This is a genomic window from Mesobacillus sp. QJM3NY_10, from assembly GCF_056173465.1.
Genome location: NZ_CM149675.1, coordinates 3,452,496 through 3,476,596, shown reverse-complemented (window position 1 = coordinate 3,476,596; position 24,101 = coordinate 3,452,496). Strand labels below are relative to the sequence as shown.

Below are 24,101 nucleotides of genomic sequence, written 5' to 3'. Positions count from 1 at the left end.
CTATCGGATCACGGTCACAAGAGGAAGCAACTTGTGCCCGAAAACTGTCTTTCTATTGAATCACGGTCACAAGAAGAAGCAACTCGTGCCCGAAAACTGTCCCTCACTCCTATTAAGGACACAAGCATAAACTCACTGCAGTGCTTGCTTTCTCCTCTGTCAAAATAAAAGTTCTTGTCAACAGTGTAAATGTGTGTAAATATATATGTCAAGACACCTGTTAATCCAGGAGGCTATCATTATATGAAACAATCAGATGTAATCATTGTTGGCAGCGGAATTGCCGCACTACAATTGGCCAATAAATTAGCAAAGAGTTTAAATGTGATTATTCTCACAAAGAAAGAACTGACAGCAGGCAATTCTTATCTTGCACAAGGTGGGGTTGCAGCGGCGGTTGCACCGGGCGATGACACTTACTTCCATTATCTCGACACAATGGAAGCAGGAGCTCACCATAATAACTCTGAAGCTGTACTTGAAATCACCAAAAAAGCACCGGAGTTGATTAAAGGATTATGGCAATCGGGCTGCCGTTTTGATGAAGATGCAGATGGAAAATTGCTGCTGGGGATGGAAGGAGCTCATAGTGAAAAGAGGATTGTCCATAGCGGAGGCGATGCGACCGGTAAGCATATGGTCGATTTTTTGCTCTCGAACTTGGATGACAATATTTCAATTGAACAGTCCACATTTGTATATGAGCTATTTATAGACAGCGATGCAACTCGTTGTATCGGTGTGAAAGCGAAACTCCCTGATGGAACGAATGAAGTATATCTTGCTCCCCATGTGGTTCTTGCTACGGGGGGCTGCGGGCAGGTCTTTGCCTTCACCTCTAATGCAGAGACTGCAACCGGTGATGGTATGGCACTGGCCTACAGGGCAGGTGCTGAGCTGGCCGATATGGAATTTGTCCAGTTTCACCCCACACTTCTTTATGTAAATGGAAAGACGAGAGGCCTCATATCTGAAGCAGTTAGGGGTGAAGGTGCCGTACTGGTGACTGCTGAAGGCACGCGGATCATGGAAGGAATTCATCCGCTGAAGGACCTGGCACCGCGGCATATTGTCTCCCAAACTATTTATGATTACTCGCGAAGAGGAATTCAAATCTATCTAGATATCACAACCATCCCTGGTTTCAACAGCCGTTTCCCAACGATCAGCAAGCTTTGTTCTGAGCATGGGATAGATATTGATAAAGGCTTAATTCCTGTTGTGCCTGGGAGCCATTTTATCATGGGCGGGATAAAGACTGATTTGCAGGGCCGAACAAGCATCCCGGGACTATATGCGATCGGTGAAGCGGCCTGTACAGGAATCCACGGTGCAAACAGATTGGCAAGCAATTCCTTATTGGAAGGTATGTTTGTTGGCGGGAATCTTGCTGATTGGCTCAACAGCCATCAAGTTGCCAAAAGAGATGATGCATTTATTAGAGGTATTCATGATCAAAATGCCAAAAGAGCAGACACCATAATGGAAATCCAAAATCAAACTGTTAAAAGAGCAGGCAACATGTTGGAAAATCCAACTGTATCCAGCATTGAGCTCCCTGTTATTTCCTCACTAAAACAAACAATGATGGACCGGACAGGGATTGTCCGTACAAAGGAATTGCTGACCTTACAGAATGAGTGGCTTGATCAGTTCAACCTGGACCAATGGCTGGAGGCTCGGCTAGACCATTTGCAGCCGTCCGAGTTGGATAGGCTGTTCATGTACATCGCCGCATCTTTAATAACAAAGGCAGCATTGGAAAGGACAGAAAGCAGGGGCGGGCATTATCGAAAAGATTTCCCGCATGAAGATAACGCCAATTGGATGAAAAAACAAATCATCCATCAACGAAAAAACGTAAAGGATGGTAAGCATGAATACAATCAAACTGCGCTTGCTACTTGAACAATTTTTTATTGAAGATATTGGTGAACGTGATGTCACCAGTGAACTGATTTTCGGAAATGAAAACAGAGGAAGTCTCGTTTTAATCGCCAAGGATGAAGGAATCTTCTGCGGTGAGCAAATAATCCATACTGGATTCCGGCTGCTTGATGAGAACAGTCAGATTACCCTGAACGTGAAAGATGGAGAGAAAGTTGTTAAGGGCCAAGAACTTGCCTTGATCAACGGCAGGGTTTCCGCTTTGCTTAAAGCAGAAAGAGTCGTCCTTAACCTTGTACAGCGGATGAGCGGGATTGCGACGAAAACGAATGAGGCTGTCAAAGTATTGGACAGCGCAAAAACGAGAATCTGTGATACGCGCAAAACTACGCCGGGTCTCAGGATGCTTGAGAAATATGCAGTCCGTTGTGGCGGCGGCTTCAATCATCGTTATGGGTTGTATGACGCTGTGATGATCAAGGATAACCACATATCATTCGCGGGATCAATCAGCAATGCCGTTGAAGCCGTAAGGTCAAATCTTGGGCATATGGTGAAGGTCGAAGTTGAGATTGAAACAAAAGACCAGCTTCTGGAAGCGATTGACTCAGAAGTTGACTGCATCATGTTTGATAACAGGCCGCCGGAACAAATCGAGGAATGGATCGGCAATGTCCCAGCAGGGATTTTAACAGAAGCATCTGGAGGCATTACCCTCGATAACCTCCATAGCTATAGGGATTGCGGTGTGGATTATATTTCTCTCGGTTTCCTCACGCACTCTGTAAAATCATTGGATATTAGCGCAAAAGTGATGGCTGAAACGAAAGGGGCTGTAGCATATGAATATATTGGAGGCGCTCGAAGCGAAATCTAAGATGCTTCCTGAGAAGTATAAAAATATGTCTGTCCAGGAACTGGAGGACATGATCAAGGGTATTAAAGAGAAAATGGGCAAGAAACTTTTTATCCCTGGTCATCATTATCAAAAGGATGAAGTGATTCAATTCGCTGATGCGACAGGTGATTCCTTGAAATTAGCCCAGCTGTCAGCAGAGAACAGGGAAGCGGAACATATTGTGTTCTGCGGCGTTCATTTCATGGCCGAAACGGCAGACATTTTAACAACCGAAAACCAGAAGGTCTACCTTCCAGATATGAGGGCTGGCTGCTCGATGGCGGATATGGCGGATATTTACCAAACGGAAAGAGCCTGGGAGTTCCTGCAGGTGCTGTTTGGCGACACTATTTTGCCGTTGACGTATGTGAACTCAACAGCAGCAATCAAATCATTTGTCGGAACTAATGGAGGTGCTACTGTGACATCTTCCAACGCCGAGAAGATGGTGCGCTGGGCTTTTTCAAAAAAAGAACGCCTGCTTTTCCTTCCAGATCAGCATTTAGGCAGGAATACTGCTTTTAACATTGGAATCGGCCTTGACGAAATGGCCGTTTACAACCCGATTGATAATATTCTTGAGTACGATGGCCCGCTTGAAAAAGTGAAGGTAATACTTTGGAAGGGACATTGCTCTGTTCATGAGAATTTTACAGTGCAAAATATCGCCCATGTCCGTGAAGCATATCCGGACATGAAAATCATTGTTCACCCTGAATGCTCACGTGAAGTTGTTGCATTGTCAGATATGGCAGGCTCAACAAATTATATTATTGAAGCGATCGAAGCTTCTCCTGCCGGCTCATCATGGGCGGTCGGGACAGAAATGAATCTGGTTAACCGCCTGATTTCACAACACCCGGATAAGCAGATTATTTCTTTGAACCCACATATGTGTCCATGCCTGACAATGAATAGAATCGACCTGCAGCATCTTGCCTGGAGTCTCGATTCAGTTGTCCAGGCGCAGGAAACTAATCTTATAAAAGTGGATGAAGAAACAGCATTTAATGCGAAGCTTGCCCTAAACCGCATGCTTGAGCAATCGTAAATTGGAATCCTTCCCAGATTGGGAAGGATTTTTTTTGTGGGAAAAGCTTAATCTCATGCTGAAAAACATATTTATTTACATAGAAGCATAAGTTTTTCTGAAGATTGTTAGCAATTTGCCCACACCAACATAGAATATATGGACTTATGCCATAGGAGGGAATCAGAGTGAAAATCCATATCGTACAGAAAGGGGATACTCTTTGGAAGATCGCCAAGAAGTACGGCGTGAACTTTGAAGAGCTGAAAAAGATGAACGCCCAGCTCAGCAACCCTGATATGATTATGCCCGGTATGAAAATAAAAGTTCCAACCGCTGGAGGAACAGTAAAGAAAGAAGCTCCGATCGCAGGTGGAACGCCTCAAGCAAAAATCAATATGGGTGGCAAAAAGGAAATGCCGATTGCCAAAGAGAAACCGATGCCATTGCCAGAAGTGAAGAAGGAAGCGCCAAAAGAGGCTCCCGTTAAGGAACAGCCGAAAAAGGAAATGCCTAAACCTGTTCCAAAGGAAGAGCCGGTTAAACCATATAAACCTAAGATGCCAGTACAAATAAAGCCGGAGATTGATATTAACAATTACTATATGATGAATATGGCTAATATGCAGATGCCACCACAGCCAAAGCCACAGCCAAAACCGCAGCCAAAACAAGAGCTAAAGCCACAGCTCCCGCCCAAGCCAGATAATATCTTCCCGGAAATCAAACCAGAGGTAAAGCCTGAAGTCAAGGCTCCGGTCAAGCAGCAGGTCAAACCACAGGTTAAGCAAGAGGTAAAGCCTCAGCTGCCAAAAGCTGAGATGAAACCAAATGTGAAATCAGAAATAAAGCCCGATATAAAAATTGATAAGAATGATTTCATGGATGAATCACCATCAATGATGCCATTCGTTCAAGGAGGTTACCAGCAGCCGATGATCCCTTATCCTTATAACTGTTATCCAGGTGCGCCTTCCATGACAGGTCCTGCATATGGCCATCCAGGACAGCAAATGCCATACCCTCAGGTACAGGGAATGTCCCAGTACCCGGGAATGATGCCAAATATGGCAATGCCAGCCGAAGATATGGAATCGTCATCCTTTGCGCAGATGCAAATGCCATTAAGCGCGGGTATGGGAGAAAATATGCCTCATTATGGAGCACCACAAATGACAGGTCCTACTTTCCATGGTGTACCGATTTCACCTGTAATGCCTGGGCCGGGATATTGCCCGCCGTATGAGCAGGGATATCAGCAACCGATGCCATATATGCCGCAGGTAGCGGGAGCGATGGAGGATCAAATGCCATTGCAGCCACAGGTAGGCGGAATGATGGATAATCAGCAAATGCCACAGGTAGGCGGAATGATGGATGACGAATCATCAGAAATGCCAATGCCTCAGATGCCACATGTTGGAGGAATGATGGATAACCAAATGCCACAGGTAGGCGGAATGATGCAGGGCCAGATGCCGATGATGCCACAGGTCGGTGGAATGATGGAAAACCAAATGCCACAAGTTGGTGGAATGATGCAGGGCCAAATGCCGATGATGCCGCAAGTGGGTGGAATGATGGAAAACCAAATGCCACAAGTTGGTGGAATGATGCAGGGCCAGATGCCGATGATGCCACAGGTCGGTGGAATGATGGAAAACCAAATGCCACAAGTTGGTGGAATGATGCAGGGTCAGATGCCGCATCAAATGCCGCAGGTAGGCGGAATGATGCAGGGTCAGATGCCGCATCAAATGCCACAGGTAGGCGGAATGATGGATAATCAAATGCCGATGATGCCACAGGTTGGTGGAATGATGGATAATCAAATGCCGATGATGCCACAGGTCGGTGGAATGATGGATAATCAAATGCCGCAGGTGGGCGGAATGATGAAGCAGCCAATGATGCCTAAGCAGGCAGTGCAGGGTGCCGGCTATGATTGTGGCTGCGGGGGACAAATGGGTAATCCTTATGGCATGATGGGAGCAGGCATGCACCACCCTCACCATATGATGATGCACCAAGGCTATCCAGGAGCTCCAGGAATGCATATGAACCCTCATCAAGGATACCAGATGGGCATGGGTCCTCAGGGATTCATGAATCCTTATGGAGCAGGTCCGATGGGTGGAGGCTATGGTATGCCGATGCCGCGTTTCGAAGATGAAGAGAGCAATGAATATTAACATCAAGAGAGGTGGAGACGATTATTTTTTCAATCGTCTCTTCTCTTATTTAACAAGCGAACTTGACGTTGAAATCAAAGAGATGACTCAATTAAGAGGAAATGTCTATCTCGTTGAAACGGTGAAAACGCGTTTTATCTTAAAGGGTTATAAAGATCTGCGGAAGTTAAAAATTCAAGAAGCGTTTACTTCATCTCTACGAAAGTCCGGTTTTCACCATTCCTACCGATTTTATAATCAAAATAAAGATCCTCTTCATTTCCATGGGTCATACTATGGTTGTATTGAATATATTGACCACCATGAAAAGCGCTTTGATTACGGGGTCAAAGCTGACAGAGAGAAAGGCGTTGAACTTCTGAATAGCTTCCATGACCATACTTCTGTTCTAGTTCCTTCATATGCTGGTATGCTGCCGAAAACAGATTTAGCCCGAAAATGGCGACATCGAAAGACTGAATTTACAAAAAACCTCTCAGGAGTTAATTTCTATGTAAAAAAAGCCATAATCGAAGAGCTGCTGGAATGGGCGGATTTTTCACTGAGGAATTTTGTGAAATTGAAAAGTGAGCTTGAAACAGGGCCACCAGCAATCCTCCATGGAGATGTAGCTCATCACAATTTTCTTCGATCAAAGGAAGGCAAGCTATACTTAATTGATTTTGATTTAATTAGCTCTGGATCAAGAGCATATGATATGCTGCAGTATGCAAACCGTATCCTGCCTTTTTTGGATTGGCAGTTTGAATCACTGGAAAAAATAAACCATTTGAATAAATGGTTGGATTCTGACGCCTTTTTATACGGGCTATTGTATCCTGCAGATATTTTAAGGGAATGGAACCGCTTGTTACGGGACAGAAACCAGACACATCCGTATAGCCTGGCACCAATCGTTGAAATGACTGTCGGTCAGTTTCAGCAAAGGAAACAATTCCAGGAAGAAGTTAAATCAAGATTGAATGATTAGGTTTTTGGACGTATCTGTCAGAATGAAAATCCAGCCCCATCCGCACTCTAATAATGAGCATGTAAAAAGTGCTCATTTTAGCTAGATGGGGGTTTTTCGATTGAACAAAAAGTTGCTCGTACCTTTAGCTTCCTTGCTCACAATAGGATTGACGGCTTGTAACGGAAATGATGATGCCGCTGTTCAAAGCCAGAATGCCGATGGTGGGCAGCCACTTGGCTATTACTCGAATGAAAAAGGGAATGAAATTGACGTGATGGATGATCGAGAAGGTGCAATCACGGAAATTTTTGACCATAATTTTGGGAAAGAGGGAACAGCTGGAGAAAACCGGAAGCGGAGGATGCTCCAGTCGCGTGATGAAAATGGCAACCCTCCGAATCCAACCGTCCCTCGTTCCGATCATGACCATAACTTTTTCCAAAGAGATAATAAATATAGCCGCGGTGATTTGAATTATCACGGACATCTAAGTGAGCACAGGGGAAGCGGCCAGGCAAGGATCTACAATAATACCGAACAAGATAACAAATTGGCTCGGAAAGTAGGTATTGCTGCAGAGTCTGTCGACAATGTTGATAAAGTGAGATCTGTTTTGTTTGGCAGGGAAGTTGAAGTTGCCGTGACTTATAAAGATAAGTCATTGAAAAAACAAACAAACAAGAAAATCAGGAAGGCAGTCCTTCCATATATTGAAGGCAGAGAGCTGCGTATCATCGAGGATGAGGGAACCTTCAGCAGGTCAAGGAATATTGATTATGACCGGAAGAATGGGAATCCGAGAGAAAGCATTAACTTCAACCCATAATCACAGGTAGAAGGCAGAGTGACATCTTGCCTTCTCTTTTTCTGCTCTTTTCTAGAAAGGATAAATAAGATAATTTTGGCTAAACTATTATTGGAAAAGAAATCGAACAAATTTTAGCAAATAAGAGAGGTGGACAGCAATGGCTTCAATCCAATTATTAAAAGCGTTCAGTACAGCTGTTATGCTCCTAATGGGTCTATCGGGATACAGTTTAGTACTTCAGACAAAGCCGGTTTTTGCTGAGAAGCCTGAAGAAGCAGTCCATGAAATCAATGAACCTCTTAAGGTCACAATCATTTTGCAAAGAGTTTATCTTGATGGTGAAATGAGTGAGGAACGTATTGAGGAAACGATTTGGTCAATGGAAGACTTTTGGGCCAAATATGATGAATGGCAGCTAGTAGATATCGAAGCGGAAAAGGCTGTGTTCAGACAGGAACATGATGATATATCGCCGCTATTGAAGGCAAATGGGTATTTCGGGTTGTCAGATGAAGGGGTACTTACTATTTTTAATGGAAGGCCTGATGGTTCGAATATCATTCAATCGTTTTTTCAAATCGATCTTGGCAGACTTGAAAGTATTAAACGAGATCAATTGAAAAAAGGGATTCCAATCCGTAATAAACAATGCTATGAAGAGGTATTAGAGACTTTTAAACCATATACGGTGAGGGAAAACAGTGAAGAGCCGGGCTGACTGGCTCTTATTTGTGTTTCCTAAGGTTTCGGAGAGATTTTATTACTGGAAAGTAAAAATTTATCCACTTAGATTAGTGTCTAGCTCCAGCGCCTAGCCCCTCGAGACGCTTGTCTAGTGTCGCCTCCTAGAAACTCCGAAACTTCAACTCCGCCGGCAGAAGCAAAAAGCGCTTCTTTGTCGAAGTCTCCAGTTTCTGTGTTTCTGGACAGTCGGCTATACTTTTCGATTTCGGTCCTGCCAATGAAGTCAAAGAGCGACTTCACTGTCAGGCCCTCCAGCGCTTGTCGGGGCTGACCAAGGCGCTTGCGCTTTTCTTATAAAAATGATCATACGTTCGCCTTTTTGTATATTTTTATTCATACCTTTTAAAAGAGTATGTTAAAATGAGTTACAGCAAAGCAGAGGGGCGAGAGTATTGTATGAATTCATAAAAGGTACCGTCGATTTCGTCGGTCCTGAATATATAGTCATTGAAAATAGAGGGATTGGATATCAGATCATGACACCAAATCCATTTGTATTCACGAAAGAAGCAGGTAAAGAGATTTGTATTTTTACATATCATTATGTCAGAGAAGATCTGATGGCCCTCTATGGTTTTAAGAATCGTGAGGAAAAAGCACTTTTCACAAGACTTTTGAATGTCTCGGGAATCGGTCCGAAAGGGGCACTGGCCATCCTTGCGTCCGGAGAACCGGGTCAAGTGGTTCAGGCAATTGAAAATGAAGATGAATCGTTCTTGGTCAAATTCCCTGGAGTCGGCAAGAAGACTGCGAGACAAATGATCCTTGATTTAAAGGGAAAGCTGCATGACCTTGTGCCAGATTACTTCCCTAACCTTTTCAATTCGGACGAGGTTGCAGCAACCATAAGCCAGTCGACTGAGTTTGATGAAGCAGTATTGGCACTGAAGGCACTGGGCTACTCAGAAAAGGAAATTCGCAAGATCACTCCAGAGTTGAAGAAAGAAAATTTGACGACAGACCAATATATCAAGAAAGCATTACAGAAGCTATTAAAGTAACGCTGTGTTAAAAATGATCTGTTAACCAGCTTATTAGAAAGGTGAGAAACAGATGGAAGAACGAATCATCTCCAGTGAAGCGGGCGACCAGGATGTTTCATTTGAGCAGAGCCTGCGTCCGCAGACACTCAGGCAATATATCGGCCAGGATAAAGTAAAAGCAAATCTTGAAGTGTTTATTGAAGCGGCCAAAATGAGGCGTGAAACGCTGGACCATGTATTGCTCTATGGACCGCCTGGTTTGGGCAAGACAACGCTGGCGGCAATCATCGCCAATGAAATGGGCGTCAATCTTAGGACGACTTCCGGACCGGCAATTGAGAGGCCAGGAGATCTTGCAGCTATTCTGACGGCATTGGAGCCTGGCGATGTCTTGTTCATTGATGAAATTCACAGACTCCCAAGGACGATTGAGGAAGTACTCTATCCTGCCATGGAAGACTTTTGCCTTGATATCGTCATTGGGAAAGGGCCAAGTGCCCGATCCGTCAGGCTTGATCTCCCGCCGTTCACGCTTGTTGGTGCGACAACGCGCGCTGGTTCGTTGTCAGCTCCATTAAGAGACAGGTTTGGAGTTTTGAGCCGTTTGGAATACTATAATGAGAAACAGCTTACTGATATTGTCGTCAGGACAGCTGAGCTATTGGAAACCGACATTGACTGGTCTGCCGCTCAGGAGCTTGCGAGAAGATCGAGAGGGACACCGAGGATCGCCAACCGCTTATTGAAGCGAGTACGCGACTTTGCACAGGTACGTGGAAATGGCGCCGTAGAGCAAACTCTTGCCCAGGAGGCATTGGAACTGATGCAAGTAGACCGCTTGGGACTTGACCATATAGACCATAAATTGCTCAAGGGCATCATTGAAAAATATCGCGGCGGACCGGTTGGTTTAGAGACTATTTCCGCAACCATTGGCGAAGAATCACAGACGATTGAAGATGTGTATGAACCATATTTATTGCAGATCGGGTTTTTGCAGAGGACACCAAGGGGAAGAATTGTAACGGAGGCAGTATACCGACATTTTGAAATGGAGGTGCCTGAACGATGACAGGTGCAGCTAAGTTCGTGATGATCGCGGGGGCAGTCATTTTCATCATTGGCTTTATCATGCAGTTTGTCAATTTAGGAAGACTGCCAGGAGACATCGTCATTAAAAAAGGCAACACGTCCTTTTACTTCCCAATCGTGACATCCATTCTGGTAAGCATCATTCTATCAGCCATTTTTTATTTTATCGGCCGGTTCAGATGAGCGGCCTATTGACAAAATATAAAGAAAACTTAGTAAGGGTGACAACATGAAAGTAGACTTGTTTGATTTCCATTTGCCAGAGGAACTAATTGCCCAGACTCCGCTTGAACAAAGAGCGGAAAGCAGGCTGATGGTCTTAAATAAAGAATCGGGCAAAATAGAACATGATGTTTTCAAGAACATCAAAAACTATCTGAATCCGGGTGATTGCCTCGTCCTGAATGACACAAAAGTTCTTCCGGCAAGGCTTTTTGGCATGAAAGAAGACACGGGAGCAAAAATTGAGGTCCTACTCCTGAAACAGCTCGAGGGTGATGAGTGGGAAACGCTTGTCAAACCAGCGAAAAGAGTGAAGGAAGGCACAAAAATCGTCTTTGGCGATGGATTATTGACCGCAGAATGCACAGGGGAAGCCGAACATGGCGGCAGGAACCTTAAGTTTTCATTTGACGGTATTTTCTATGAAGTGCTGGAACAGCTTGGTGAAATGCCTCTGCCTCCTTATATCAAGGAGCAGCTGGAAGATAAGGACAGATACCAGACCGTTTTCGCAAGGGAAAGAGGTTCTGCAGCGGCCCCTACGGCTGGCTTGCATTTTACAGAAGAATTGCTCGATGAAATAAAGGAAATGGGCATCCATATTGCTTTTATCACTCTTCACGTGGGTTTGGGAACATTCAGGCCTGTCAGTGTTGATTCGATCGAAGAGCATGACATGCATTCTGAGTTTTACCAGGTGACTGAAGGAACAGCATTGCTGTTGAACTCTGTACGCGAGCAGGGCGGACGTATCATTACCGTGGGAACAACCTCAACGCGGACGCTCGAAACCATTGCCGCAGCCAATGAAGGTAAATTTGTCGCTGAAAATGGCTGGACCAATATCTTCATATATCCTGGATATGAGTTCAAAGCCATCGATGGGATGATTACCAATTTCCATTTGCCGAAGTCGACGCTCATCATGCTTGTGAGTGCTTTGGCTGGACGCGATAATGTCCTTAATGCCTATAATCATGCAGTAGAGGAAAGGTATCGCTTTTTCAGCTTCGGCGATGCAATGTTGATCCTATAGTTTTCATGCTTGAAAAATAATAATGAATTTGTACTTCTGGAAGGAGCTTAAACATTGTCAGCAATCCGTTACGAATTAATTAAGACCTGTAAGCAAACAGGAGCAAGGCTTGGTCGTGTACATACGCCTCATGGGTCCTTTGAAACTCCTGTCTTCATGCCGGTAGGTACACTGGCTACTGTTAAAACAATGTCACCTGAAGAATTGGTTCAAATGGGTGCAGGAATTATCCTGAGCAACACTTACCATCTATGGTTAAGGCCAGGTCATGAAATAATCAAGGAGGCAGGCGGCCTGCATAAATTCATGAATTGGGATCGTGCCATCCTTACAGACTCAGGTGGATTCCAGGTATTCTCTTTGAGCGAGTTCAGAAAAATCGAAGAGGAAGGCGTCCACTTCCGCAACCATTTGAATGGGGACAAGCTTTTCCTTTCACCGGAAAAAGCGATGGAAATCCAGAATGCTCTCGGGTCAGATATCATGATGGCATTCGATGAGTGCCCGCCATACCCTGCAGAATATGATTACATGAAAAAGTCGGTAGAACGGACCTCCCGCTGGGCAGAACGCTGCCTGACAGCGCATCAGCGTCCACAGGACCAGGGATTATTCGGAATCGTCCAGGGCGGAGAATATGAGGAATTGAGAAAGCAGAGCGCGAAGGACCTTGTTTCCATGGACTTCCCGGGTTATGCTGTCGGGGGCCTTTCAGTCGGCGAACCGAAGGATGTCATGGACAGAGTGCTGGAATTCACCACACCGTGGCTGCCAACGGACAAGCCGCGCTATCTAATGGGGGTAGGTTCACCAGATTCATTGATTGATGGTGCCATCCGCGGAATTGATATGTTCGATTGTGTGCTGCCAACTCGTATTGCCAGGAATGGCACATTGATGACGAGCGAGGGAAGATTGGTCGTCAAGAACGCGAAATTTGCGCGTGACTTTGGACCATTGGATCCGAACTGTGATTGCTATACATGCAAAAATTACAGCAGGGCTTACATCCGCCACTTGATTAAAACGGATGAATCGTTTGGAATTCGACTTACTTCTTACCATAATCTCTATTTTCTGCTAAAATTAATGGAGCAGGTCAGACAGGCAATCCGTGAAGACCGTCTGGGGGACTTTAGAGAAGAGTTCTTTGAGCAATATGGCTACAATAAGCCGAATGCCAAAAACTTCTAAATAAACTGCTTTTAACAAGGCTGTTTCGCTATGCGGATAAAGCCTGACTATGAAAGGAGGGGAAATGAATGGAAGGATTATTAGGTACAGTATTCCCGCTATTGCTGATGTTTGTATTGTTCTACTTTTTACTGATCCGCCCTCAGCAAAAGAGGCAAAAAGCGGTTCAGCAAATGCAAAGTGACTTGCAAAAAGGCGATAAAGTAGTAACAATCGGCGGTTTGCATGGAATTGTTGATGCACTTGATGAAGGCACTGTTGTCATCAAATGTGGAGACGGAAGCCGTCTTACATATGACCGCGCGGCGATTCGCGATGTCAAAGAATCAGCAGGACTATAAGTTAAATGATAAAAAAGAAGCGAACTCTGTTCGCTTCTTTTTTATGCCTTTGATGGACCGCCAACGATGTTTACCCCGAGGATACCGCCCATCATCGCCGTAAGTATATAGCAAATATGGTAGATAACTTGTTCGAGCGAGAATAAACTGTCATAACCCAGGTATTGGAACAGGAAAATAATCAAAGAATAAGCCAGCCCTGTAGCTCCCCCGATCATCCAGCCTTTCTCTTTGCCGTTTCCGCCAGTAATAAAGCCGCCGATGAAAATCGATAAAAAAGAAATAGATGTCATGACGTATTGAAGCGAAGATTCTTGGACGGAGGTGAACTTTAAAAGAAGAGAAAATATAAAGCTGCTTACGATTGCCAACAGGAATATTGCAATCACCCCGTACAGGACTGCCCTGCCTAAACTTTTAGATTCCATTAACCCCTCTCCTCTCTAATCTATTCCCTCTAAACGGGAATTGCCTAGTACAAGCATATTCATGACAAAGGACAAATAGAATCAGTTTTATTCAGCAAATACCTTAAAAATTAACTGAAACAATAAGTATTATTTTAATTCTGAGTAAAAGACTAAAGAGGAATGCTGCGTGAAGGGCGGGGGAAAAGTGGAACAGTATTTCATCATCCTTTTTAGGACAATTCTCCTTTATTTGGTGATTCTGTTGATTTTTCGTTTAATGGGAAAAAGGGAAATTGGTGAGTTGAGTATCCTGGATCTGGTTGTCTATATCATGATTGCTGAGATGGCATCCCTGGCGATAGAAAATACGAAAGATCCCTTGGTCAATACTCTTCTTCCAATCAGTATATTTGTCATCATTCAAATTACACTGGCCATGCTTTCGCTTAAAAGCAAAAAATTCAGGGATATTGTGGATGGAAAGCCGACAATTATCATTAATAAAGGAAAAATAGATGAAAAGGCGATGAGATCCCAAAGGTATAACTTTGATGATTTGCTTCTTCAACTGCGTGAAAAGGATGTAGGCAATATCGCTGATGTTGAATATGCAATTTTAGAGCCTTCAGGGACACTTTCCATTTTCCAAAAGGGTCAGGGAAACCAGGATGGACAGGAGGACAATGGAAGTCTTGCCCTGCCATTAATCGTGGACGGAGAAATCCAGGAAGATAACCTTTCTTTGATAGACAAATCAAGAGCCTGGCTGCTTCAGGAGTTAGAGGAAAAAGGATATAAAGAAATTAAGGATATTTCTTTTTGCAGTTTTCAAAATGGTGAATTCTATATCGATGTGAAAGACACATAAAAACGTGGACGGAATTCCACGTTTTTTATGTGGTGATTTTTAAATTTTAAGCCTTTTACATAATGGACTTTTTGAAAAAAGAAAATATGACAGACCGGATGCGGAGAAGTTCATTCTTCCTGATCAAGCCAAAAGCAATAGCGAGAACGATGTAGAGAACGGCCATTGATACTGCGCTGGACAATACTTTAACAGTAAGTCCAATGCTTTCGTCCAGCCAGTCCCAAAGCAGGAATCCCAGCGATCCCGAAAGTATGATCAGAGCAAACATCTTAATATAATCCTTTATATAGAAGGTGAAAGAAACAGCCTTAAGCATTGTAGCGAAGTGAAGAAGCGTGATCAGAACAATTCCCATTACCATCCCAAGGGCTACACCATTGATGCCAAAGGCAGGCTGGCTTGCCAACAGGAAAATGACAGCTGTTTTGGCAAGGTTCCCAATCAGACTGTTAATCATTGCGGCCCTTGCTAAATCAAGAGCCTGCAGGGCTGCCTGCAATGGGCCCTGGAAATAATAGAAGAGGAAGAATGGTGCCATTAGCTTTATGAACTGTGCCCCATTAGCTGTTCCATACATTAACGTCATTAACGGTTCGGCCAATACGTAAAGGACGACGACAGCAAGGCCGCCTGTTAAAAGAGAAAAACGCAGAGACTGCTGTAAAAGATGTTGTATTACTTTTGTATTTTTCTTTGAGTTTGCTTCGCTAATCGCCGGGACAAGGGAGGTCGACAGCGAATAGGTGATAAACGATGGCAGTAATAATAATGGCATGGCGAAACCAGTCAATGCTCCATACTGTTTTGTTGCCGCCACTGCCGCAACACCGGCGATTGCCAGGCTGTGCGCAACAACAATCGGTTCAAAGAACCAGGAAACCGAGCCAATCATTCTCGAACCAGTTGTTGGCAATGCGATTTTCATCAGATCATTAAATGTCGATTTTCCAGAATTGACGAATTGGAAAAAGTTTTTCCGCAGTGGGAATTTCTTTTTAAGCTTAAAGGTGGTCATCAGATAAATTAAAGAAATTAGCTCCCCCAGTACTGATGCAATCATGGCACCGGCAGCAGCATATTCGATGCCATACGGCATGAAGGCTTTTGTCAGGACGGCAATCAAGGTTATCCGCACAAGCTGTTCAATAACCTGTGAAATGGCAGACGGCTTCATGTTCTGCCTTCCCTGGAAGTAGCCGCGGAGCACCGATGATACCGCAACGATTGGTACGATTGGTGCGATGGCAAGCAGTGGCCATTGTGTCCTCGGATCAGTAAATAATGTCTCAGATAAGTATGGAGCAAGGAAAATCAGCGCGGGTGTAAAGACAATAGATAGGGAAATAGTGGTTGCCAATGAAACGACAAGGATTTTCTTGATTTTTCGGAAGTCGCCTCTTGCCTCGGCTTCAGCCACATTTTTTGAAATCGCAACTGGAAGACCCAGCTGTGTAATCGTCACGACAAGCACCAAAGTGGGGAAGGCCATCATGTAAAGACCAACACCTTCTTCTCCGATGGAACGGGCAATGACGATCCGATTTATGAAACCAAGCACCCTCGTGACGAGCCCGGCCATTAACAAAATAAATGTTCCTTTTAAAAACTTCGACATTCCGCTCCCTGCCTTCTCAAAAATGCATATTTCATATACAATTAACTATATGCAAGAAAGTGGACAAAGCATGACAAGGTTAAAACATTAAGACTAGAAAATTGGACGAGGGGGCCAGGGGATGAATCCAAGCCATCAATACGGACGGTTTTACAAGCAGGTAAAGCCGGCGTTGGAAAGTAAAATTGGAGAATTCAAAATATTTGGATATGAACAAGTTAGAGAAAAAGAATTATGGGATTATCTCACTAAGAAAAAATGGAAAAAACCGAAAGAAGAGATTCAAATGTATGAAATCGTCGCTGATATTTTATCAGCCAAAATCGGAGACGTAATGAATTTCACCACCGTTGAAGCCTTCAAACTGGGGGATTTTACGCTCGATGACGAAGAGGAGCGAAAGGAACTGCTGAAGTAGCAGGGGCGATAGCTTTTTTGTCTGTATATAACCGATAAAATCTATAACCGGATTTTTTTTGAGAGAGACTTTCTTTATTTAGTTAACGGAAATGCTTAATTGACAGTTTTTTTAAACTGTTACATAATTAGAATGCTATAAATTGGCTACTGTTTATTTTCATAGTCTTATGTTTTATTTGTCTGGCAGCATGTTGTGTGCGAAGAATAAGGAGGATTTATACATAATGGTAAAACGCAGCCGCATCTTGGCCTTCTTTTTGCTGGTGATCTTAATTGGAAGTGCCATGGGTGCAACAACCCAGAATATATTGAAAGATATCAAGCTTGGTCTTGACCTGCAGGGTGGTTTTGAAGTTCTTTATGAAGTCACGCCTCTAAATGGCAAAGAAGGCGAGGCTGTTGACCGTGAAACCTTGAAGAGCACTGCTGAAGCGCTTGAGCGAAGGGTCAACGTCCTTGGTGTCAGTGAACCGAATATCCAAATTGAAGGAGATGACCGGATTCGCGTTCAGCTCGCTGGCGTAAAAGACCAAAATAAAGCACGTGAAATCCTTTCTACCGAAGCGAATCTTACCTTCCGTGACGTGAACGACCGCGTCATGATGGATGGAAGTGACTTGGAAGAAAACGGCGCGAAGCAAAGCTTCGACCAGCAAAACAAGCCAAGCATTTCGATTACTCTTAAAGATGGGGACCAATTTGGTGAGATCACAAAGGAAATCCGTGATATGTATCCGGAAAATCAGCTGATTATCTGGCTTGATTTCGAGGAAGGGAAGGATTCCTATAAGGAAGAAAGGATGAATCCTGAACCTAAATTCCTTTCCAATCCTAACGTTGATAAGATCTTAAATCAAAAAAATGTTGAAATTACAGGTAATTTTACAATTGAAGAAGCGCAGCAGCTTGCTTCTCTTCTTAATGCCGGATCATTACCGGTTAACCTGGAGGAGACGTACTCTACTTCAGTTGGAGCCAAGTTCGGTGAACAGGCTTTAAATGAAACTGTTTTTGCGGGGATTATCGGTATTCTTGCTGTTTTTGTATTCATGCTGGTCCTATACCGTATCCCTGGTATAGTCGCAGTTATAACTTTATCTATTTACGTGTACCTCATCCTGCTTGTATTTGATTGGATGAACGGGGTACTCACACTTCCTGGTATCGCGGCATTGATCCTAGGTGTCGGCATGGCGGTAGATGCAAATATCATCACTTATGAACGGATCAAAGAAGAATTAAAGGTTGGCCGGAATATCAAAGCTGCATTCGATGCGGGCAGCAAAGGCTCCCTGTCTACTATCTTTGATGCCAACTTAACGACATTGCTTGCTGCTATCGTATTATTCGCATATGGTACAAGCTCTGTAAAAGGCTTTGCGACCATGCTGATCATCAGTATCCTGGCAAGTTTTATCACAGCAGTTTTCGGTGCACGATTGTTCCTAGGGTTACTTGTGAACAGCGGATTGTTTAAAAACAAGCCGGGCTTGTTCGGCGTAAAACCTAGTGAAGTTCATGATATCTCTGAAGGCTTAGATTCACTAGATTTAAAAACCAAATTCGATCGTTTCGACTTCATCAAGAGCCGAAACAAGTTCTTTACTGCATCAGCCATTCTTATTGGTGTTGGACTGATTGCACTCCTCGTGTTCCGCCTGAATCTTGGAATCGATTTTGCGGCTGGGACAAGGGTAGAAGTCATGTCTGACAGCAAACTTACAGCGGAACAGTTGAAGGAAGAGCTTAAGCAAGTTGAACTGGAAACAAACGATATTGTTATTTCTGGTGATAATGGTGAAATTGGCGTCGCAAGATTTAAAACGGTTTTAACAAAGGACAAAATTTCTGAACTGAAATCCCACTTTAAGGAAGAGTTCGGAGCTGAACCAAACGTCGGTACAGTTTCACCAACAATCGGTAAGGAACTGGCTAAAAATGCGATGATTGCTGTTGCGATTGCATCAATTGGGATCATTATTTATGTAACGATCCGCTTTGAAATCTATATGGCGTTAGCTGCCATTGTGGCACTGCTTCATGATGCCTTCTTTATTGTTGTTCTATTCAGTCTGACAAGGCTTGAGGTAGATATCACATTCATTGCGGCGGTCCTGACAATTGTCGGTTATTCAATCAATGATACGATTGTTACTTTTGACAGGATGCGTGAGAATATGGTGAAGAAGAAACGATTAAAGACACCGGAAGATATTGCGGATGTAGTGAATTCTTCTCTTCGTCAGACTCTTGGCCGTTCGGTCAACACAATTCTGACTGTTGTCATAACAGTCGTGGCTCTGTTGATATTCGGAAGTTCATCCATCTGGAACTTCTCTTTCGCCCTTCTTATTGGTCTGATTGCCGGTACTTATTCTTCCATTTTCATTGCAGCACAGCTGTGGTATGTATGGAAAAATAAAGAGCTTAAGAAAAAAGGCACAATTAAGACTTACAAGGAAAAGAAAGTTTACTCAGATGAGCCGCAAGTTTAATTTCATAAAAGCAAATCCAAAATACCATGGGGTTACCCCGTGGTATTTTTTCGTTTACTAGGAAATTAAAAAAAATTTCAATGTGGATAACTATACGGGTTTTCTTAATCCAGCTACAGCGCCTAGCCCCTCGAGTCGCTTCGGTCCGCCCAATGAAGTCAAAGAACGACTTCACTGGTCGGTCCTCCAGCGCTTGTCGGGGCTGAACGAGGCGCTTGCGCTTTTTGTTCTCCATGGTTAGAAAAGCCGTTTTTCAGGATAAAATAAAAGGAATGCCGAGAGACTAAATATGGTGGAAAAAGAAGAACGAGGATAAAAAGCTCTGTACAGGGAGGGATTTTGCTATTGGAAAAAGATGTTCGATTTAAGAAAGCTGAATTTGCGGCAATGGTTGGTGTTGTCGGAAATATTTTACTTGCGGGATTAAAGTGGGGAGTAGGCATTTATGCGAACAGTAAAGCACTTGTAGCGGATGCTGTCCATTCTGCATCTGATGTAGTTGGTTCATTAGCTGTATACATAGGTCTCAAGGCAGCGAAAGCTCCGCCAGATGAAGACCATCCTTACGGCCATGGAAAGGCCGAATCAATTGCTGCCATCATTGTTGCAGTATTATTGATGCTTGTAGGAGTCGAAATCGGCAGATCATCGTTCGAAGCATTTTTTCATCCCATTGAACCTCCCAAATCAATCGCGATAGTGGCTGTTGTCGTTTCAATTATTGTTAAAGAGGGAATGTTCAGATACAAATACAAATTGGGTAAGCAATTGAAAAGTGATGCACTGATTGTCAATGCGTATGAGCATAGATCAGATGTCTACTCTTCCATAGCAGCACTTATAGGGATCAGCGCTGCCGTGCTGGGCGGCGTCTTTGGAATAGGCTGGCTGGAGTATGCCGACCCGGTGACCGGACTGCTTGTAGCCTTGCTGGTCATCAGGATGGCATGGAAGCTTGGCAAGGAATCAATCCATAACACACTTGACCATGTTCTTCATGATGAGGATACAGAAGAATTCAGGAATGTTGTACAATCCATACCAGAAGTGAAAAACTTGGATGAATTGCATGCCAGAGAGCACGGCCATTATGTTATCATTGATTTGAAAATATCTGTCGATCCACATATTACCGTAGAACAGGGCCACCGGATTGGTAAAAATGTGAAGAAAAAACTGATGGAAAACAAAAACGTCCAAAACGTTCTGGTCCATATAAACCCATACAGTGAGAGTGGAAGTTCTGAAGATGGCGTAGATATTCAATAAGTCTCAGGGGAGGAGATAGCATGAAGTTTCAATGGACATTACTGCTGGGACTTGCATTTGCGTTGATTGTTGCTGTTTTTGCAGTCATCAATGTCGATCCAGTAACAGTGAACTATTTATTTGGGGAATCAAAATGGCCGTTGATTTTGGTCATCTTAGGCTCTGTATTAATGGGCGGAATTATCGTTGGCTCTGTCGGTCTATTCAGGATGTTTGTCCTTCAAAGGGAAGTAAAGACATTGAAGAAGAGAAACAATTCACTAGAAGCTCAGCTGGCCCAAAAGGAAACTCTGCCGGAGGAAGCAGCACCTCAGCACGAAATAGAAGATATTCATTAATCCAGCAAGATGGCAGCATACAAATATGCTGCCATTTTAATATATTCGCCACTGTTTTAATATAAATCATTAACTGTTCATAAATTAAAAGTCCTTATTAGCATTCATTGTCATTGAAACCGACTCTTCGCTTTTGTATAATGAAAAAGCTGAGAGGTGAACGTATGTTAAAGCCAAAATCAAGGTGGATTGTTAAAAAATCTGACCAGACAATAATAGATTCACTCGCTAAAGACCTGAACATAAATCATCTGACTGCTTCTCTGTTAGTCAATCGCGGACTGGATACCGTGGAAGATGCCCGGTATTTTTTATTTGGGCAAAAAAGCGAATTTCACGACCCATTTTTGCTTAAAGATATGGATAAGGCAGTTGAGCGGATCAATAAGGCAATAGAAACGCAGGAGCCTATTTTGGTATTTGGTGATTATGATGCTGATGGTGTAAGCAGTACGACGGTCCTGATGAAAGCCCTGGCTGAACTCGGAGCAAATGCCGACTTTTACATACCGAACCGTTTTACAGAAGGGTACGGTCCTAATGAGAAAGCATTCCGCAGTGCCGCAGACAGCGGAGTTGGCTTGATCATTACTGTCGATACGGGCATTTCAGCTCTTCATGAAGCAACTGTTGCCAAAGACTTAGGTGTCGACTTGATCATAACGGATCACCATGAACCAGGCCCACTTCTGCCGGATGCGTTTGCGATCATCCATCCAAAGCTGGACGACAGTGTATACCCTTTCAAGGATTTAGCTGGTGTAGGAGTCGCTTTTAAGGTTGCACACGCTTTGCTTGGGAGAGTACCGGAGCATTTGTTGGAGTTTGCCGCTATTGGGACAATTGCCGACCTTGTACCCCTGCTGGGAGAGAACAGGCTGATTGCTCTGAGGGGAATAGAGAAATTGAAGTCGAGCCAGACACCTGGTTTGAATGCACTGCTTAAGCTGGCTAAAACAGACAGGGCAGCCATTGATGAAGAAACAATCGGTTTTATGATTGGCCCGAGGGTTAATGCAGCCGGACGACTCGGCAGCGCTGACCCTGCCGTTCAATTGATGATGACTCATGATCCGGAAGAGGCGATGATGCTTGCGGAAGAGATTGATTCAATCAATAAAGAACGGCAGAACATTGTTTCACAAATTGCCGAAGAAGCAGTTGCCGAAGTGGAAATGTATTATCCAATAGAAGATAATTCAGTCCTTGTCGTCGGCAAGGAAGGCTGGAACGCAGGAGTTATTGGCATTGTAGCCTCCAAGCTCGTTGAAAAATATTACCGCCCAACAATCGTACTTAGTTTCGATAAAGAGAAGGGGCTTGCGAAGGGTTCTGCACGAAGTATCGCCGGTTTTGATCTTTTTAAGAATCTATCAACCTGCAGAGATATTCTTCCGCATTTTGGCGGCCATCCAATGGCTGCGGGTATGACATTGAATCTTAATGATGTTGACGCATTGAGGTCAAGGTTGAATGCACTGGCAAAAGAGCAGCTGAAAGAAGAGGATTTAATTCCGGTATCTCATATCGATGCCAGAATAGATGTGAAAGAGATTACCATTGAAACGATAAATGAACTTGGAATGCTTTCTCCATACGGCGTAAGCAACCCTAAACCGAAAGTGCTGATTGATGGAGCTAATATTTCAACCCTGAGAAAGATAGGGGCAGATCAGTCACATCTTAAGCTGGCACTTGAAGAGGAAGGTACTGTGATAGATGGAATAGGATTTGGTTTTGGACATCTCCATGACCATATTTCGCCGAGCTCGAAACTGTCCGTCATTGGCGAACTGTCGATCAACGAATGGAACAATAATAAGAAGCCGCAGATTTTTCTCAGGGACGTAGCCGTCAAGTCCTGGCAGCTATTCGATTTCCGTGGGCTTAAAAGATTGGAAAAGCTTCCAGATATGATTCCTGGAAGTAATATTAAATGGATTCTCTTCAACTCCGATTTAAAAAATAAGTTTTCTCCTATTATCGGAGACTCATTGGACCTAGTATCAACAGAGGAGAAAGCTGAACAAATCGAGTTAGGTCAATCTTATGTCGTGCTGATGGATCTGCCGCCTTCCAAAGATATCCTGGAGAAATTATTTGCCGGGAAAAATCCAGGAAGAGTCTATGCCCACTTTTACAAAGAGAACAGCGATTTCTTCACGACTATGCCAACCAGGGAGCATTTCAAATGGTTTTACGCTTTCCTCGCAAAGAAAGGGCCATTTGATCTTAAACGTCATGGCAGCGAATTGGCCAAGCATAGAGGGTGGACAAAAGAAACGGTAGAATTCATGTCGCAGGTGTTTTTTGAACTAGATTTTGTTAAAATAAACAATGGGTTTATTTCACTTGAAAAAGATGTCCCGAAAAGGGATCTAACTGAATCCAAAACATATCAGCACAAGGTGCAAGCATTCACTCTTGAAAATGAATTGCTCTACTCATCGTATGAGCAATTGAAGAATTGGTTTGACCAATTCATTCAAGAGTCGGTGAAAAATGAGGAGGCAATTATTCAATGGATTTGAAACAATTTATAACAATCGTTCCCGATTGGCCAAAGCCTGGCATTAAATTTAAGGACATTACAACCTTAATGGACAATGGCGAGGCTTATAGATATGCAACAGACCAAATCGTGATCTATGCCCGTGAAAAGCAAATTGATCTTGTAGTGGGTCCTGAAGCACGCGGCTTCATCATCGGTTGTCCGGTTGCCTATGCTCATGGTGTAGGTTTCGCTCCTGTAAGGAAGGAAGGAAAGCTCCCGCGCGAAACAATCAAGGTCAATTACGGACTTGAATATGGAAGTGACGTTTTAACAATCCACAAAGACGCGATCAAGCCAGGACAAAGAGTATTAATCACCGATGACTTGCTGGCAACTGGCGGAACGATCGAAGCAACGATCAAGCTAGTTGAAGAACTAGGAGGAATCGTGGCAGGTATCGCCTTCCTGATTGAACTTACGTATCTCGATGGCCGCAAAAAGCTGGATGGCTATGATATCTTAACCTTGATGCAATATTAAATTGACCGGGCGCTTCATTGTGAAGTGCCCTTTTCTTATAATCAAAAAAATGCATTCAAAGGCATCCAGATTTGCAAAAATAACCCTATAATTGAATGGAATAAAATATATTTCGACAATTTTTTTAAATTCTGCTGTAAAATATCTTCCTTTCTCTTTACATCTTCGATTTTTTCTTTGATAATAGTAACAATCCTTTATAAGAATAATTATTGTATATAAAGGGTTTTGTTTTAGAATAAAATGTAAAATTTACTTTGATAATTGTCC

At 43.5% G+C, this 24,101-nt stretch carries 21 protein-coding genes and 1 pseudogene; 20 read left to right on the top strand and 2 right to left on the bottom strand.

Translation table 11 applies throughout. The annotated features are described in order from the left end of the window. Positions 1-243: 243 nt before the first annotated feature. The 13 genes and pseudogenes from nadB (at position 244) to yajC (ending at position 13,379) form a co-directional block, all read left to right on the top strand. Positions 244-1,908 (top strand): L-aspartate oxidase, encoded by a 1,665-nt coding sequence (nadB, locus tag AC0VX7_RS17565; RefSeq protein WP_475425219.1) that lies wholly within the window; start codon positions 244-246, stop codon positions 1,906-1,908. After that, entirely contained in the window at positions 1,877-2,764 is an 888-nt protein-coding gene (nadC, locus tag AC0VX7_RS17560) for a carboxylating nicotinate-nucleotide diphosphorylase (RefSeq protein WP_475425218.1), read from the top strand. Before nadB ends, nadC begins: the two co-directional genes overlap by 32 nt. Further along, complete coding sequence (gene nadA / locus AC0VX7_RS17555; RefSeq protein WP_475425217.1) at positions 2,730-3,836, top strand: quinolinate synthase NadA; 1,107 nt, start codon at positions 2,730-2,732, stop codon at positions 3,834-3,836. The genes nadC and nadA overlap by 35 nt, the downstream gene beginning before the upstream one ends. A 167-nt stretch (positions 3,837-4,003) precedes the next feature. Continuing rightward, positions 4,004-4,151, top strand: a pseudogene (gene safA / locus AC0VX7_RS17550) (SafA/ExsA family spore coat assembly protein); the annotation flags it as partial. Between the two features lie 1,845 nt (positions 4,152-5,996). After that, entirely contained in the window at positions 5,997-6,977 is a 981-nt protein-coding gene (locus AC0VX7_RS17545) for a phosphotransferase (RefSeq protein ID WP_475425216.1), read from the top strand. A gap of 100 nt (positions 6,978-7,077) precedes the next feature. Beyond that, positions 7,078-7,785 carry a YhcN/YlaJ family sporulation lipoprotein gene (locus AC0VX7_RS17540; protein ID WP_475425215.1) on the top strand — a complete coding sequence of 236 codons (708 nt, stop codon included), beginning with the start codon at positions 7,078-7,080 and terminating at the stop codon, positions 7,783-7,785. Between the two features lie 139 nt (positions 7,786-7,924). Then, entirely contained in the window at positions 7,925-8,485 is a 561-nt protein-coding gene (locus AC0VX7_RS17535; RefSeq protein WP_475425214.1) for a BofC C-terminal domain-containing protein, read from the top strand. Between the two features lie 418 nt (positions 8,486-8,903). Continuing rightward, positions 8,904-9,512, top strand: coding sequence for a Holliday junction branch migration protein RuvA (gene ruvA / locus AC0VX7_RS17530; RefSeq protein WP_215029031.1), 609 nt, complete (start codon positions 8,904-8,906; stop codon positions 9,510-9,512). 52 nt (positions 9,513-9,564) lie between these two features. Then, on the top strand, positions 9,565-10,566 hold the full coding sequence (ruvB, locus tag AC0VX7_RS17525) for a Holliday junction branch migration DNA helicase RuvB (protein ID WP_215029034.1): 1,002 nt from the start codon (positions 9,565-9,567) through the stop codon (positions 10,564-10,566). Further along, positions 10,563-10,769, top strand: coding sequence for a DUF2905 domain-containing protein (locus AC0VX7_RS17520; RefSeq protein WP_475425213.1), 207 nt, complete (start codon positions 10,563-10,565; stop codon positions 10,767-10,769). Before ruvB ends, AC0VX7_RS17520 begins: the two co-directional genes overlap by 4 nt. A 46-nt stretch (positions 10,770-10,815) precedes the next feature. After that, positions 10,816-11,844, top strand: a complete 1,029-nt coding sequence (queA, locus tag AC0VX7_RS17515; protein WP_475425212.1) for a tRNA preQ1(34) S-adenosylmethionine ribosyltransferase-isomerase QueA — start codon at positions 10,816-10,818, stop codon at positions 11,842-11,844. A 54-nt stretch (positions 11,845-11,898) separates the two neighbouring features. Next, positions 11,899-13,038: a tRNA guanosine(34) transglycosylase Tgt gene (gene tgt / locus AC0VX7_RS17510; protein WP_041967763.1), complete on the top strand. Its 1,140-nt coding sequence runs from the start codon at positions 11,899-11,901 to the stop codon at positions 13,036-13,038. Between the two features lie 68 nt (positions 13,039-13,106). After that, positions 13,107-13,379 (top strand): preprotein translocase subunit YajC, encoded by a 273-nt coding sequence (gene yajC, locus AC0VX7_RS17505; RefSeq protein WP_102263708.1) that lies wholly within the window; start codon positions 13,107-13,109, stop codon positions 13,377-13,379. Between the two features lie 41 nt (positions 13,380-13,420). Here the strand turns inward: yajC and AC0VX7_RS17500 are convergent, their stop codons facing one another. After that, positions 13,421-13,807: a TIGR04086 family membrane protein gene (locus AC0VX7_RS17500; protein ID WP_215029042.1), complete on the bottom strand. Its 387-nt coding sequence runs from the start codon at positions 13,805-13,807 to the stop codon at positions 13,421-13,423. A gap of 187 nt (positions 13,808-13,994) precedes the next feature. Here AC0VX7_RS17500 and AC0VX7_RS17495 point away from each other — a divergent pair, with 187 nt between their 5' ends. Then, complete coding sequence (locus tag AC0VX7_RS17495; RefSeq protein ID WP_475425211.1) at positions 13,995-14,657, top strand: DUF421 domain-containing protein; 663 nt, start codon at positions 13,995-13,997, stop codon at positions 14,655-14,657. 55 nt (positions 14,658-14,712) lie between these two features. On the opposite strand, the gene spoVB is transcribed toward AC0VX7_RS17495, so the two are convergent. After that, entirely contained in the window at positions 14,713-16,275 is a 1,563-nt protein-coding gene (gene spoVB, locus AC0VX7_RS17490; RefSeq protein ID WP_475425210.1) for a stage V sporulation protein B, read from the bottom strand. 121 nt (positions 16,276-16,396) lie between these two features. On the opposite strand from spoVB, the gene AC0VX7_RS17485 reads away from it, so the two are divergent. The 6 genes from AC0VX7_RS17485 to AC0VX7_RS17460 all read left to right on the top strand — a co-directional run bounded on the left by AC0VX7_RS17485 (position 16,397) and on the right by AC0VX7_RS17460 (position 23,831). After that, a complete protein-coding gene (locus AC0VX7_RS17485; protein ID WP_475425209.1) occupies positions 16,397-16,693 on the top strand; it encodes a post-transcriptional regulator in 297 nt (98 codons plus the stop codon). Between the two features lie 226 nt (positions 16,694-16,919). Beyond that, entirely contained in the window at positions 16,920-19,190 is a 2,271-nt protein-coding gene (gene secDF / locus AC0VX7_RS17480; RefSeq protein ID WP_475425208.1) for a protein translocase subunit SecDF, read from the top strand. A 345-nt stretch (positions 19,191-19,535) separates the two neighbouring features. Next, positions 19,536-20,459, top strand: a complete 924-nt coding sequence (locus AC0VX7_RS17475) for a cation diffusion facilitator family transporter (protein ID WP_475425207.1) — start codon at positions 19,536-19,538, stop codon at positions 20,457-20,459. A gap of 20 nt (positions 20,460-20,479) precedes the next feature. Next, complete coding sequence (locus AC0VX7_RS17470) at positions 20,480-20,797, top strand: LapA family protein (RefSeq protein ID WP_475425206.1); 318 nt, start codon at positions 20,480-20,482, stop codon at positions 20,795-20,797. A 164-nt stretch (positions 20,798-20,961) separates the two neighbouring features. Further along, complete coding sequence (gene recJ / locus AC0VX7_RS17465; RefSeq protein ID WP_475425205.1) at positions 20,962-23,328, top strand: single-stranded-DNA-specific exonuclease RecJ; 2,367 nt, start codon at positions 20,962-20,964, stop codon at positions 23,326-23,328. Then, on the top strand, positions 23,319-23,831 hold the full coding sequence (locus AC0VX7_RS17460; protein WP_215029065.1) for an adenine phosphoribosyltransferase: 513 nt from the start codon (positions 23,319-23,321) through the stop codon (positions 23,829-23,831). The genes recJ and AC0VX7_RS17460 overlap by 10 nt, the downstream gene beginning before the upstream one ends. Positions 23,832-24,101 lie beyond the last annotated feature (270 nt).